Source organism: Rhodovulum visakhapatnamense (genome assembly GCF_004365965.1).
Taxonomy (GTDB): Bacteria; Pseudomonadota; Alphaproteobacteria; order Rhodobacterales; family Rhodobacteraceae; genus Rhodovulum; species Rhodovulum visakhapatnamense.
The window spans coordinates 129,761-143,399 of sequence record NZ_SOEB01000005.1 but is presented as its reverse complement, the minus strand read 5'-3'; the positions used below and the strand labels follow the sequence as shown (position 1 = coordinate 143,399).

General features: G+C 68.5%; 11 protein-coding genes and 1 riboswitch. Of the genes, 7 read left to right on the top strand and 4 right to left on the bottom strand.

The annotated features are described in order from the left end of the window. Positions 1–75 precede the first annotated feature (75 nt). Positions 76–1,632 (top strand): exodeoxyribonuclease VII large subunit, encoded by a 1,557-nt coding sequence (gene xseA, locus EV657_RS06500; RefSeq protein WP_134077434.1) that lies wholly within the window; start codon positions 76–78, stop codon positions 1,630–1,632. Between the two features lie 10 nt (positions 1,633–1,642). Here the strand turns inward: xseA and EV657_RS06495 are convergent, their stop codons facing one another. Beyond that, the gene (locus tag EV657_RS06495) at positions 1,643–2,065 is read right to left on the bottom strand and encodes a hypothetical protein (protein ID WP_134077433.1); all 423 of its coding nucleotides are present in this window, start codon (positions 2,063–2,065) and stop codon (positions 1,643–1,645) included. A gap of 746 nt (positions 2,066–2,811) precedes the next feature. Between EV657_RS06495 and ftsY the strand changes: the two genes are divergently transcribed. Genes ftsY through EV657_RS06480 form a run of 3 tightly spaced genes read left to right on the top strand, consistent with a single transcriptional unit; the run spans position 2,812 to position 5,789 of the window. Then, complete coding sequence (gene ftsY, locus EV657_RS06490; RefSeq protein ID WP_208323239.1) at positions 2,812–4,215, top strand: signal recognition particle-docking protein FtsY; 1,404 nt, start codon at positions 2,812–2,814, stop codon at positions 4,213–4,215. 51 nt (positions 4,216–4,266) lie between these two features. Next, on the top strand, positions 4,267–5,172 hold the full coding sequence (locus EV657_RS06485) for an EamA family transporter (RefSeq protein WP_113670853.1): 906 nt from the start codon (positions 4,267–4,269) through the stop codon (positions 5,170–5,172). Positions 5,173–5,177: 5 nt separating this feature from the next. Further along, positions 5,178–5,789: an inner membrane-spanning protein YciB gene (locus tag EV657_RS06480; protein WP_134077431.1), complete on the top strand. Its 612-nt coding sequence runs from the start codon at positions 5,178–5,180 to the stop codon at positions 5,787–5,789. 71 nt (positions 5,790–5,860) lie between these two features. Here the strand turns inward: EV657_RS06480 and EV657_RS06475 are convergent, their stop codons facing one another. Together EV657_RS06475 and EV657_RS06470 are read right to left on the bottom strand one after the other, a co-directional pair. After that, positions 5,861–6,565, bottom strand: coding sequence for a glutathione S-transferase N-terminal domain-containing protein (locus EV657_RS06475; protein WP_113670852.1), 705 nt, complete (start codon positions 6,563–6,565; stop codon positions 5,861–5,863). Between the two features lie 37 nt (positions 6,566–6,602). After that, positions 6,603–7,547, bottom strand: a complete 945-nt coding sequence (locus EV657_RS06470) for an alpha/beta fold hydrolase (RefSeq protein ID WP_166673658.1) — start codon at positions 7,545–7,547, stop codon at positions 6,603–6,605. Between the two features lie 118 nt (positions 7,548–7,665). After that, positions 7,666–7,744, top strand: a riboswitch (SAM riboswitch). A 47-nt stretch (positions 7,745–7,791) separates the two neighbouring features. Here EV657_RS06470 and metZ point away from each other — a divergent pair. The 3 genes from metZ to EV657_RS06455 all read left to right on the top strand — a co-directional run bounded on the left by metZ (position 7,792) and on the right by EV657_RS06455 (position 11,668). Then, a complete protein-coding gene (gene metZ / locus EV657_RS06465; protein ID WP_134077429.1) occupies positions 7,792–8,961 on the top strand; it encodes an O-succinylhomoserine sulfhydrylase in 1,170 nt (389 codons plus the stop codon). Positions 8,962–9,073: 112 nt separating this feature from the next. Continuing rightward, a complete protein-coding gene (gene folE2, locus EV657_RS06460; RefSeq protein WP_113670850.1) occupies positions 9,074–10,177 on the top strand; it encodes a GTP cyclohydrolase FolE2 in 1,104 nt (367 codons plus the stop codon). A 42-nt stretch (positions 10,178–10,219) separates the two neighbouring features. Beyond that, positions 10,220–11,668 carry a TrkH family potassium uptake protein gene (locus EV657_RS06455; RefSeq protein ID WP_081382059.1) on the top strand — a complete coding sequence of 483 codons (1,449 nt, stop codon included), beginning with the start codon at positions 10,220–10,222 and terminating at the stop codon, positions 11,666–11,668. Between the two features lie 73 nt (positions 11,669–11,741). Here the strand turns inward: EV657_RS06455 and EV657_RS06450 are convergent, their stop codons facing one another. Continuing rightward, positions 11,742–13,481 carry a serine protease gene (locus EV657_RS06450; RefSeq protein ID WP_134077428.1) on the bottom strand — a complete coding sequence of 580 codons (1,740 nt, stop codon included), beginning with the start codon at positions 13,479–13,481 and terminating at the stop codon, positions 11,742–11,744. Positions 13,482–13,639: the final 158 nt, after the last annotated feature.

Genomic DNA, 13,639 nt, shown 5'->3' with positions numbered 1-13,639 from the left:
TGCACCGCGCGACGGGAGAGGCACAAGGACACAAGGACAGTTGAACACGCCGGGGATTTTCGGCACGAAAGGTCCATGTCCGATCTCATCGACGACGAGGCCCCCGGCGGCCCGCCCCCCAATTCCCCGGAATACACCGTGTCGGAAATCTCCGGCGCGGTGAAGCGCACGGTCGAGGGCGCCTTTTCGCATGTGCGCGTGCGCGGCGAGGTCGGGCGGGTCAGCCTGCCGCGCTCGGGGCATATCTATCTCGATCTCAAGGATGACCGGAACGTGCTGGCCTCGGTCATCTGGAAGGGCACCGCGCAGCGCCTGGCGACCCGGCCCGAAGAGGGCATGGAGGTGATCGCCACCGGGCGGCTGACCACCTTTGGCGGCCAGTCGCGCTATCAGATGGTGATCGAGGACATCGCGCCCGCAGGTGTCGGCGCGCTGATGGCGATGCTGGAAAAGCGCAAGGCGGCGCTGGCGGCCGAGGGGCTTTTCGCGGCCGAGCGCAAGCGCGCGCTGCCCTATCTGCCGCGGGTGATCGGGGTCGTGACCTCGCCCTCGGGGGCGGTGATCCGCGACATCCTGCACCGGCTCGGCGACCGGTTTCCGCGCCATGTGCTGATCTGGCCCGTCGCCGTGCAGGGCGCGGCCTGCGCCTCCGAGGTGGCCCGCGCCATTCAGGGCTTCAACGCGCTGCCCGAGGGCGGCGCGATCCCGCGGCCCGATCTGCTGATCGTGGCCCGCGGCGGCGGCAGCCTCGAGGATCTCTGGGGCTTCAACGAGGAAATCGTGGTGCGCGCCGCGGCCGAGTCGGACATTCCGCTGATTTCGGCGGTCGGCCACGAGACCGACACCACGCTGATCGACTATGCCGCCGACCGGCGCGCGCCCACGCCCACGGCGGCGGCCGAGATGGCGGTGCCGGTGCGGCTCGATCTGATCGCCGCGCTCGACGGCCTTGAGGCGCGGCGCTCGGCAGCACTCGGGCGGCTGTTGACGCAGCGGCGCCAGCGGCTGGCGGATCTGGCCCGCGCGCTGCCCCGGCCCGAGACGCTTCTGAGTTTCGCGGCCCAGCGGCTGGACCGTGCGGCCGACCGGCTGCCCGCGGCGCTGTCGGTTCGGGTCGCGCGCGAGCGGCTGCGCCTGTCCGAGGCCGCGTCGGTGCTGCGCCCCGCGGCGCTGCGCCGCCGGGTCGCGGACGAGCGCCGCCGCGCCGAGGATCGCGCCGCCCGCATCGCTCCTGCGCTCGACCGGCTGGTCCGTCAGCGCCGCGCCGATGTTTTGGCCCTGTCCCGCCGGGGGCGTCCGGAGCTTCTGGACCGCCGCACCGTCTCGGGGCAGGAGGCACTGGCCCGGCTTGAGGCGCGGCTTCGCGCAGCGCTTGCCAGCGATTTCGACCGGCGCCGCGCGCGGCTTGAGGCGCTTGAGAGGATGCGCGCGGGACTGAGCTATCAGGACACCCTGCGCCGGGGCTTCGCCGTGATCCGGTCGGGCGGCCAGGTGGTCACCACCCGGGCCTCGGCGGAACAGGCAGGCGCGCTGGAGATCGAGTTCCGGGACGGGCGTCTGGCCATCGGCGGCCGTCCGCCGCGCCGCGCCCGCAAGGCCGAAGAGCCGCCCGAACAGGGCTCGCTGCTCTGAGACCGGGCGCTCAGGCGCCGACGTCCGGGCCGGTGCACATCAGCGGTTCGCGGCTCTGGTTGACCTCGACCAGTTCGGTCTGGGCGGGATCGTTCTCGAACCGCGCCATCAGCCCGCCGCCGGATTCGAAGAAGCTCCAGCATTGCGGGTCTTCGGGGTCGTGCTCGTAGCGAAAGCAGATCTGCCCGTTGGACTCGTACCAGACCCCTTCCGAGCACTCGCCATCGAGGAAGGTCCAGATCACCCGCCGCCCGCTGAGATATTGTTCCGCCCCGTAGGCATGGCCGTCCGAGGCATAGAACAGGGTCTTGCCGGTGGCATAGCGGTCGAAGGCGGTAGCCGACATCGGTTTGGCGGCGTCCGCGGCCGGGGCCCCGGCGGCCGGAACCGCCAGGGTGGCTGCCAGGATCAGGGCGGTAGGCGCAAGGCGCATCGGGGTCCTCCGGGATGTCGGCCGTATCAGTCTGCCAGAGCGCACCGGCCTTCGCCAGCCTGCCCGCTCCGGGGCGCGGGTGCGTCTGCGGGTGCCATGGCATCCGCGCGCCCCTGCGTCAAAGATAGGACCCGGCGCGCCCCCTTCCATATCGGGGCGTTTCCGCTTAGGTCAGATCTGGACCCCGGACGGGGCAGGCAGGAGGGGACATGGCGTTTTTCAGCAAGCTCAGGCAGCGGCTCGGCAAGTCGTCCTCGAAGATCGAGCAGGGGCTTGAAGACATCGTGCGCGACGGCGGCCGCGAGGAAGAGCTGGATGCTTCCGCGTCCGAGACGTCTTCGTCCGACCTTTCGTCGTTCGACCCGTCCACGTCCGGCGCGGCTGCACCGGTCGATCTTGCGGGCGATCCGACGGACCCGCTGTCCCCAGCTCCGGAGGCCGGGCAGGCCAGACCTGAATGGGCCGCCGAGCCCGAGGCGCCCGAACCCGCAGAGGAGCCGGTTCGCCCGGCCCCGCTGGTCCTCGGCGCGGCCGAGGCCCTGTCCCGGCCCGCGACGTCGCCGGAGACCGTGCCGGAGACCGGGCGCGCGTCCGACCCCGCCGCGTCCGCGCCGGAGATCCCGGAGCCCTCGAGTGTCGCGGCCGACGAGACGGGCGCGCCGGAGCCCGAGGCTCGGGAACCGGGCAGGGACGAGCCCATGGCCCGCGCGCCCGAACCCGACGAGACCGCGGAGGTTGCCTTTGGCATGCCTTCGGAGCCTGAACCCGACTCCCTGCAAGATGCCCGGATCGACAGTGCGGCCGAGGCGCCTGCCTTCACGATGGCCGATCCCGCACCGTCCCCCGACCTGCCGCCCGAGACCCCCGCGCCGGAACCTGAGACGGACCCTGAACCCGAGCCCCAACGCGCGCCGGAACCCGAGCCAGAGCCGGTTCCGGCGCCCGACCCTCTGCCGGAGCCCGAACCGGAGCCCGAACCGGAGCGCGAGCCGGAACCGACCCCGCCGTCCCGGCCGGAGCCGCAGCCCGAGCCTCTGAACATCCCGCCGGGGCCGTCCGAGATCCCGCCGGAGCCGCCGCAGGAACTGCCCGGCTGGCCCGAGGAGGTTCCGCCCGCCGCGCCGGAGGAGATCCCGTCGGACAGCCCGCCGGAGGTGCCGGGCCAGCTGGGGGCGGCGCCCCTTGCCGCGCGCGACGCGATGCCGGACGACGCCCGGCACGAGACCGGCGACGCGCCGGAGGACGAAGAGAGCGGCCCGCGCCGGGGTTTCTTCGGGCGCATGTTCTCGCGGACCGAGCAGAAGAAGACGGTGATCCGCCGCGAGCTTGACGATGCGATGCTGGAAAGCCTCGAAGAGCTTCTGATCTCGGCCGATATGGGGGTCGATACCGCGCTGCGGGTGACCGCCAACATGGCCGAGGGCCGGTTCGGCAAGCGGCTGTCCGTCGACGAGATCAAGGAATTGCTGGCCCGGGAAATCACCCGCATCATGGAGCCGGTCGCGCGGCCGATGCCGCTTTATCCCAAGAAGCCGCAGGTGGTGCTGGTGGTCGGCGTCAACGGGTCGGGCAAGACCACCACCATCGGCAAGCTCGCCAGCCAGTTCCGCGACGCGGGCAAGTCGGTGATCGTGGCCGCAGGCGACACTTTCCGCGCGGCGGCGGTCGAACAGCTTCAGGTCTGGGGCCAGCGCGCGGGGGTGCCGGTGATGACCGCGCCGCAGGGCGCCGACCCGGCCAGCCTCGCCTTCGACGCCATGGCCCGGGCCGAGGCCGAGGGCACCGACCTTCTGATGATCGACACCGCCGGGCGGCTGCAGAACCGGCAGGACCTGATGCAGGAACTGGCCAAGATCGTGCGGGTGATCCGCAAGCGCGACGAGACCGCGCCGCATAACACGCTGCTGGTGCTGGATGCGACCACGGGGCAGAACGCGCTGAGCCAGGTCGAGATCTTCCAGAAGCTTGCCGATGTCTCGGGATTGGTGATGACCAAGCTTGACGGCACCGCCAAGGGCGGCGTTCTGGTGGCGCTGGCCGACAAGTTCGGCCTGCCGATCCATGCAATCGGCGTGGGCGAGCAGATCGACGATCTGGCGCCGTTCGAACCGGAGGACTTCGCCAACGCGTTGGCGGGTCTCGATGGCTGATCCCCGGCGCGACCGCGGGCGCGGCGATGATCGGCGGAGGCGCTGGCGGCGATGACCGACTGGATTTCCGCCATCGAGGGAACCGAGGCCGGGCACGATCTGGCGTTGGTGCTGGCGCTGTCGGCGGCGGTGCTGCATGCGGTTTTCGGGGCATTGCAGAAGGGGCGGCACGACCCCTGGCTGTCGCGGGGCGCGATCGACTTCTCCTACGGGGCGATGGCCGCGCCGGTGGCGCTTTTCGTGGTGCCCTGGCCCGAGCCCCATATGTGGCCGATCTTCGCGGGCGCCTTTGCGATCCATCTGGCCTACAAGATCGCCCAAGGCTACACCTATACCAAGGGCGCCTATACGGTCGTCTATCCGGTGGTGCGCGGCACCGGGCCGCTGTTCACGGTAATCGGCGCCTGGGCGCTGTTCGGCGAGGTCTTCCAGCCGATGCAATGGCTGGGTGTGGGGGTCTTGCTGGCCGGGATCTACGGTCTGGCCATCTATAACCTGCGGCACTGGACCACGAATCGCGAGACCCTGAAGCCTGCGCTGGCGCTGGCGGTTCTGACCGGCGGGTTCGTCGCGGCCTACACGACCTTCGACGCCTACGGCATCCGGGCGACGGCAGATCCCTTCACCTTCCTCGCGTGGTTCTTCTTCATCGACGGTCTGACGGTGATGCCCTGGCTGGCGCTGATGCGCTGGCGGCAGATGCCCGACCCGCCGGCGGCGGGACCGCTGATGCTGCGGGGCCTGGCGGGCGGGCTTGTGGCCTTCATGAGCTTCGGCGCGGTGATGATGGCCACCCGGCTCGACAAGGTGGGCGAGGCGGCCGTGCTGCGCGAGACCTCGACCGTGTTTGCGGCCTTGATCGGCTGGCTGGTCCTGGGCGAGAAGGTGGGGCCGCGGCGGCTGGCGCTGATGACGCTGATCGCGGCCGGGGCGGTGATTGTCGAGATGGGAGGCTGAGGCCGATGGCCGAAAAGCGCAAGATCAATGCAGGGCTGAAACTGGCGCTGGAACTGGGGCCGATCGTGGCCTTCTTCGTCGCCTACCTGCGGCTGCGCGACCGGACCTTCACCATCGCGGGCACCGAATACGAGGGCTTCGTGCTGGCGACGGCGGGGTTCATTCCGCTTCTCTTGATCACGACGGCGATCCTCTGGGGCCTGACGCGGCATGTCTCGAAGATGCAGATCGCAACGGCGGTCCTGGTCGTGGTGTTCGGCGGGCTGACGGTCTGGCTGAACGACGAGCGGTTCTTCAAGATGAAGCCGACCGCGATCTACACGCTCTTTGCCGCGGTGCTGGGGGTGGGGCTTCTTCGCGGGAAGTCCTATCTGCAATATGTGCTGGACGAAGCGGTGCCGCTGGAACGCGCGGGCTGGATGATCCTGACCCGCCGGCTGATGCTGTTCTTCGTCGGGCTCGCGGTGCTGAACGAGGTCATCTGGCGGACGATGTCGACCGATATGTGGGTCAATTTCAAGACCTTCGGACTGACCGTCGCGATCTTTGCGTTCTTCATGGCGCAGGGGCGGCTTTTCAAACGCTATGGTCTCGAGGACGGCAAGCGCGACGGTTGAGCCGGGGCCAAAAATCTTCTGCGAAGATTTTTCGTCCAGTCCCGGCGTCAGCTCCGGTCAGTCCGGTCCGCCTAGCCTCTGCGGAACAGCATCGCCTGGGCCTTGCGGTCGGTGCTGAGATCCGACCGCTTCTCGGCGGCAAGCGCGCGACCGCGCTGCACCCCGGGCCGGGCGGCCACGCGGTCCAGCCAGCGCGCCATGTTGGGTTTGTCGTCCAGCGTCTGCTGCTGGCCTTCCCAGTTCGAGGCCCAGGGCCAGATCGCCATGTCGGCGATCGAGAAGAAATCGCCGGCCACGAAATCTGCGATTGCCAGCTGCCGGTCGAGCACGCCGTAAAGCCGGGCCACTTCGCTGCGGTAGCGGTCCTTGGCATAGGGCAGGTCCTGCGGCGGCTCGAGGCTCGGCGCGTATTTCAGGAAATGGTGGGCCTGACCCGCCATCGGCCCCAGCCCGCCCATCTGCCACATCAGCCACTGGTCGACCGCGATGCGCTCGCGTTCGGTCCGGCCGCAGAACTGCCCGGTCTTGCGCGCCAGATATTGCAGGATCGCGCCCGATTCGAAGATCGAGACCGGCGCGCCATCGGGTCCGTCCGGGTCGATGATCGCTGGCATCCGGTTGTTCGGCGCGATCTTCAGGAAGTCGGGCTTGAACTGGTCGCCCGCGCCGATATCGACGAGATGCAAGGTATAGGGCAGCGCCATTTCCTCAAGCGCGATGGAGATCTTCCAGCCGTTCGGGGTGGGCCAGTAGTAAAGCTCGATCTCGGATGTCATAGGGGTCTCCTGGGGGGTCTCCTGGTCCGCTTTGCGCTCAGGATGGGGCGTTCCCGGCGAAGGGCAAGGGCAACTCGACCCGAGGCAGCGCAAGAAGGCGTGACCAGCGGGCCACGGGGGCTTCGGGCAAGCGGGTTCGCAGCAGCTCGTAGGGCAGGTCGCCCCGGATCAGGGCGGCGTAAAGTGCCAGCATCCCGGGCCGCACATAGGGGCTCCAGTGGCAGATCCGCCGGTCGGGCGGTGCCACCCTGTGGCCGAGGCCCGCCAGGGTCGCCAGCGTCGGGGCATCGTCGATCCGCAGATCCGCCCAGTTGACCTGCGCGGTCCCCAGCCCCCGACCCAGGGTCGGGCCGTCGCCGCGCCGCGCCACGAACCGTTCCAGCAGCCAGTCGTAAAGGTCGTTCTCGCCGCTGGTGACGTTCAGCACCCGCGCCTGCCGCCCGGCCGTCGAGCGCAGCGCGGTCTGCGCCTGCGACGCGAATTCGGCGGGCGCCATCAGCACCGCATGGCCGACCGCCTCTGTACCGAGCGCCGCCATGGCCGCCAAAGCCACCCGCGCGCCCAGCGAATGGCCCAGAAGATCGACCCGGCGGTCGGGGGCGCGCAGCCGGATCGCCTCGATCAGCCGGGCCAGCGCCACGCCCGCCCGCGCTGCCTCGTCATAGGCGCGCCAGACATTGCTGCCCGATTCCCAGCCGAAGGCGATGCACAGGCCCTCGGACCGGCTCTGACCGGTGAAGCCAAGCGCGCGCGGCCAGGAGACCGCCTTCCAGCAGCGCTCGTCGGGGTCGAGGGCCAGGATGTGCCGGTGCGGGCTCAGCTCCGGGACGCTCGGACTGAATTTGAGCCCATGGATCAGCACCGCAACGGGCGCGCGGGGCGGCAGCCCGGCCAGCGCCCGGTCGAGCAGCAGACCGAGTCCGGCCGCGCCGCCTTGGGGCTCGGGCCGTTCTCCGGCGGCGTTGACCTGGACGAGGGGCATCCCGACCGCTCCGAAAATCTCTTGCGGCCGTTCGATAGAAAAGCTTTGAAACAAGCCCGTGAAGCCGCTGTTACATGTGCATGACGATGCTTGACGTGCCGACATGCAGCGCTTACCCAATGCCTCACGTGGCGATTTGTTCACCGGATTGCGGGCCACGTTAAACATTCCGCTAAAGAGGTCGGAGCTTGTCCCCGGCGTCTGAGGCGATTCGGGGATTTGTTTTGCGCAGGAGGCGCGCTCCATGGACCGGGACTGGACGAAACGCACGCGGGCGGTGCACGAGGGCGCGCGCCGCAGCCAGTTTGCAGAGCTTTCCGAGGCGATCTTCCTCACCCAGGGCTTCGATTATCCCAGCGCCGAGGCCGCCGAGGCGCGGTTCGAGAAAGCCGCGCGCGACGAGTTCATCTATGCCCGCTATGGCAACCCGACGGTCGCGATCTTCGAGGACCGGCTGGCGATGATCGAGGGCGCCGAGGATGCCTTTGCCTGCGCCTCGGGGATGGCGGCGGTGAACGGCGCGTTGATGGCGCTTTTGAAGGCGGGCGACCGGGTGGTGGCGGCCCGGGCGCTGTTCGGGTCCTGCCTTTACATCCTCGAGGAGGTGCTGGGCCGCTTCGGGGTCGAGGTGGTGCTGGTCGACGGCACCGATCTCGAGGCCTGGCGGCGCGCGGTCACGCCCGGCACGGCGGCGGTCTTCTTCGAGATGATCTCGAACCCGGTTCTCGAGGTGGTCGACCTGTCGGCGGTGGCCGAAATTGCCCATGCGGCCGGAGCCAGGGTGATCGTCGACAACGTCTTCGCGACGCCGGTCTTTTCGCGCGCCTTCGAGCAGGGCGCCGATCTGGTGGTCTATTCGGCGACCAAGCATATCGACGGGCAGGGGCGCTGTCTGGGCGGCGCGATCCTCGGCCCGCGCGAGATGATCCGCGGGCCCGTTCAGACCTACATGAAACATTCGGGCGGCGCGATCAGCCCGTTCACCGCCTGGATCATGCTGAAGGGTCTGGAAACGCTCGACCTTCGGGTTCGCGCCCAGGCGGCGGGCGCGCGGCTGATCGCCGAAGCGCTGCAGGACGACCCTCGGTTCGCCCGGGTGATCTATCCGGGGCTCGCGAGCCATCCGGGGCACGCGCTTTTCCCCGAGGGCGGGACGCTGCTGGCGCTCGATCTCGCAGGTGGCAAGGAGGCCGCTTTCAAGGTCTTGAACGCGCTCGATATCTGGCGCATCTCGAACAATCTTGGCGATGCCAAGAGCATCATCACCCATCCCGCGACGACGACCCATCAGAACCTGCCCGAAGAGACGCGGTCGGTGCTGGGGATCGGTCCGGGGCTCTTGCGGCTCAGCGTCGGGCTGGAAGATCCGGCCGATCTGCTGGCCGATCTGCGCGCGGCGCTCGATACGCTTTGAACCGGATATCCGGCAGCGGGCGCGGTCCTGCAAAATCTGGAAAATCGTCATGGACTTTCCGACCTCCGCGCCCATCTTGAAGGCATGGCGAAGCCGAGAAGGGGACAGCCCGATGAACGTTTTCAGCCGCGACCTGGACCGCGAGCCCACCCGCGCCGAGGCCGAACGCGCGCTTGCGCTGCTGCGCGACTGGGCCGGATCGGCCTCTGACGCCGAGATCGAGACCCTCGATCCGGCGCTCGCCCGCCTTCTGCCCGGGCGGCCGGTCTCGGACTATCCGGCGCTGAGCCGCGCCTATCCCGAGGCTTTTGTCGCCGACGACACCTACAAGGCGACGCTGCCCGATCTGCAGAACGGTCCGGCGAGCCTGATCCGCGGCGCGCGGCGTCCGATCCAGCATGTCGGGATTTCCAACTTCCGCCTGCCGATACGGTTCCATACCCGTGACAACGGCGATCTGACGCTGGAAACCGCGGTCACCGGCACTGTCAGCCTCGAGGCCGAGAAGAAGGGCATCAACATGTCCCGCATCATGCGGAGCTTCTATGCCCATGCCGAACGAACCTTCAGCTTTCAGGTGATCGAGGCGGCGCTGGCCAGCTACAAGACCGACCTCGAAGCCTTCGACGCGCGCATCATGATGCGCTTCTCGTTCCCGATGTCTGTGCGCTCGCTGCGCTCGGGGCTTGACGGTTTCCAATATTACGACTTCGGGCTCGAACTGGTCGAAACGGCGGGAAACACCCGTCAGATCATGCATCTGGACTATGTCTACAGCTCGACCTGCCCCTGCTCGCTTGAACTTTCCGAACATGCACGGCGCGAACGCGGGCAACTGGCCACGCCGCATTCCCAGCGCTCGGTGGCACGGATCTCGGTGGCGCTCGAGCCCGGCGGCGACTGCCTCTGGTTCGAGGATCTGGTCGAGCTGTGCCGCAGCGCCGTACCGACCGAGACCCAGGTGATGGTCAAGCGCGAGGACGAACAGGCCTTTGCCGAGCTGAATGCCGCCAATCCGATCTTTGTCGAGGACGCGGCGCGGCTCTTTGCCGAAGCCCTGTCGGCCGATCTGCGGATCGGCGATTTCCGGGTGATCGCCAGCCATCAGGAAAGCCTGCACAGCCACGATGCGGTCAGCGTGCTCACCGAGGGGCCAACCTTTGCGGCCGAAAGTCTCGACCCCAAGCTGTTCTCGACCCTGATCCACGCCCGCTGACTGCGCTTGACAGGCCGGGGCCGCGCCGCCAAGCCTGCGCTCATGCTGGACCTGCGCCCTGTCGGATATGTGATCGGTCTGCTCGTGGCCGTGCTCGGTGTCACGATGCTGATCCCGATGGGGGTCGATCTCTGGGACGGCAACCCCAACTGGTCCGCCTTTCTGGAATCGGCGCTGGTGACCGGGCTGACCGGCGCGATGGTGGCGCTGGCCTGCGCCAGCGGGTCGGATGGCGGGCTGTCGATCCGGCAGACCTTTCTGCTGACGTCGGCGGTCTGGCTGGCGCTGCCCGTCTTCGCGGGCCTTCCCTTCGTGCTGGGCCTGCCCGAGGCCCGTCCGGTCGATGCCTTCTTCGAGGCGATGTCGGGGCTGACCACCACCGGGGCCACCGTCTTCACCGGGCTCGACGCGCTCCCCCGGGGCACGCTGATGTGGCGCTCGATGCTGCAATGGTTCGGGGGCATCGGGATTATCGTGGTTGCCATGGTCTTCCTGCCCGAACTCAAGGTCGGCGGCATGCAGATCTTCCGGTCCGAGGCCTTCGAGACCGGCGGCAAGGTGCTGCCGCGCGCGGTCGAGATTGCGGCGCAGATCTCGGGGATCTACCTCTTCCTGACGATCGCCTGCATGCTGTGTTTCACCGCCGTGGGCATGCCGCTTTTCGACGCGCTGAACCATGCGCTGACCACGGTGTCGACCGGTGGCTTCTCGACCCATGACGCGTCGTTCGGGCTGTATCAGGGGGTGCCCGAATACGTGGCCTCGGTCTTCATGGTGCTGGCGAGCCTGCCCTTCGTGCGCTACGTGCAGCTTCTGGCCGGGCAGGCGCGGCCGATCCTGCGCGACAGCCAGATCTGGACCTATCTCTCGGTGATTGCGGCCTTCGTGCTGATCATCGCCGCGTTCCGGGTCTTTGCCAATGGCGACCATTACGAACACGCCTTCCGCGAGGGCGTCTTCAACGTCACTTCGATCATCTCGGGCACCGGGTTCGCCAGCACCGATTACCAGCTTTGGGGGGCGCTGCCGGTGATCCTGTTCTTCTTCATCGGGCTGATCGGCGGCTGTGCGGGCTCGACCGCCTGTTCGATCAAGATCTTCCGCTATCAGTTGCTGTTTTCGGCGATCCGGGTGCAGATCAAGTCGATCTACGCGCCACACGGGATCTTCCAGCCGCGCTATGACGGGCGGCGGGTCGACGAAGACGTTCTGTCCTCGGTCATGTCCTTCTTCGTCTATTTCGTGGTGGCGCTGGGCATCGTGTCGGTCCTGCTGGGCGCCACCGGGCTCGATGCAACGACGGCCCTGTCGGGGGCCGCCACGACGCTGGGCAATATCGGGCCGGGGCTGGGCGATCAGATCGGGCCGTCGGGCAATTTCGCGGGGCTGAACGATATCGCCAAGTGGATCCTGTCGATGGCGATGTTCGTGGGGCGGCTGGAACTGCTGGTGGTCTTCGCGATCTTCACCGTGCAGTTCTGGCGGGCCTGAGCGGCCAGGCCGGAAGGGCGCCAGAAGGGGCCGGGCCGGGGCACCGACGGATGTCAGCGCCCCGGGCAATGGTTCAGTTCCAGCAGGACACCGGAACGGTCATGTCGGCCGCGCGGCGCGACAGAACGGCGGGCGGCAGCGCGCCGGTCGCGGCCGAGGCCCGCGGATCGACTCCGTTGGCCGACAGGAACGCGCCCACCGCCGCCGCATCGGCTGCGTAACGCACCGAGTCGGGCAACTGGCGCGCGCCCCCGGCCGGGGCCAGAAGCACGCCCAGAACCGCGCCGGACGCATCAAGCACCGGGCCGCCGGTGTCGCCGGGCAGCGCGTCGATTTCCAGCCGGTCGACCGTCTCTTCGCCGCCGAGGCCCCTGAGATCGGCCAGCACGCCGAAGGTCAGCACCGGCAGGTCCAGCACCTCGCCATAGGAAAAGCCCGCAACCGCGACGTCCGACCGCAGCCGCGGCACGCCTGGCGCGAATTCCGCAAAGCCGATGGGGGCCAGCGTCCGCGTCGGAGTCAGCAGGGCCAGGCCCTGGGCCGGGTCGGTCGCCGCCAGCCGCATTTCCAGTTCCGGGCCGATGGTGATCCGGCGGCAGGCGTCGAGCCCGTTGGTCGTGGTCAGGACCGTGCCTTCGGGATCGACGAAGAACCCCGAATGGGTCGCATCGGGCTTGCGCACGTCGAGCCCCGACAGCATGTCGGCGCGCTGCTCTGGCGTGGCTTCGCCCAGCGTCTCATCGAGGGCGACGTTCGGCACGGATTCGAGGCTGTCCTTCATCATCGCGACCGCGCGCTGCATCAGCCGCGAATCCTCGGACGGGGTCCAGATCAGCGAAAAGCCCTTGATCATCCCGCCGGTCAGCACCGCGTAGCTGTAGGATTCCAGCCGGTCGTTGCGTCCGGTCAGGGTGAAGTTCTGCGAGTTGCGTTCGCGCGCGCCTTCCAGCGGCACGATCTCCAGCGTCTGCATGATGTCGTAAAGCCCGTAAAGCGTCGACTGATCGCCCCGCTCGCTGATCAGAAGCGCCTTCACCCCGCTGTCGCCGCGGCTTGCGTAATGCACGAAGGGCGGTTCGTAGCGGTCGAACTGCACCAGGCCCATCGGCATCTCGAGGCGAATGCCGGCCTCGGGCTCGTCGACCGGGGTCATCCCCAGACGCGCGATCTGTGCCTGATAGCCGCCGACCAGTTCGGCCCGCTGGCGCGAGGTCAGAACGCCGGTCGCCTCATAGCCCCGCGCGGTCTGCCAACTGGCCATGGCGTTGCGCGTGCCGGGGCCGAAGGCGGCGTCGATGGTCGAGGTGTAGAACCCTTCCCATTTCAGCGCGGTCTGGATCTCCATCCGGCCCTGGGTGTCGAGCCGCGCCTCGGACTGGCGGGCCTCGAACGGGGTCTCGTCGGGAAGCTCGGGCATCGCCACCGGCTGTGGTTCGGCCGCGGCGGGGGCCGCCGCTTCGGTCGCCGGGGCGTCGGTCGATGGCGTGCCGGCCTCGGCGCCGACCGGCCAGACGCGCCGTTCGTAATTGGCGCCGTCGGCGATGAAGGTATCGGTCGGCACCAGCCCGCCAGCCTTGAAGCGCGCCAGTTCGGCCTCGGCCACGGCAGAGGAGAAGGGGCCCACGGCAATGGTGTACCAGCCCGAATTCAGACGGTAGGCCCCGACATCGGGCAGGATGGCCGCATAGGCCCGGGCACGCTCTTCGGCTTCGCCCAGCGTCGGATGGGCCTCGACCTGCACCCAGGCGCGATCCTGCGCGGCGGCAGGCAGCGCCGCCAGCAGCACGAAGGCGATCGTTGCGAAAATTCTCATCAGTCCTGTAAACCTTGTCGTGTATTTTGCTATCGCCCCTGCGGCGAATCTGTCGCGACCCTAGCAGGAACCGGGTTTAATGCACGTCTAACAAGCCCCTTTCGTGTCGGGTTGATTGACCCTGTTGCATCGCTTGCCTATTGAGGCGCAGTCATCCA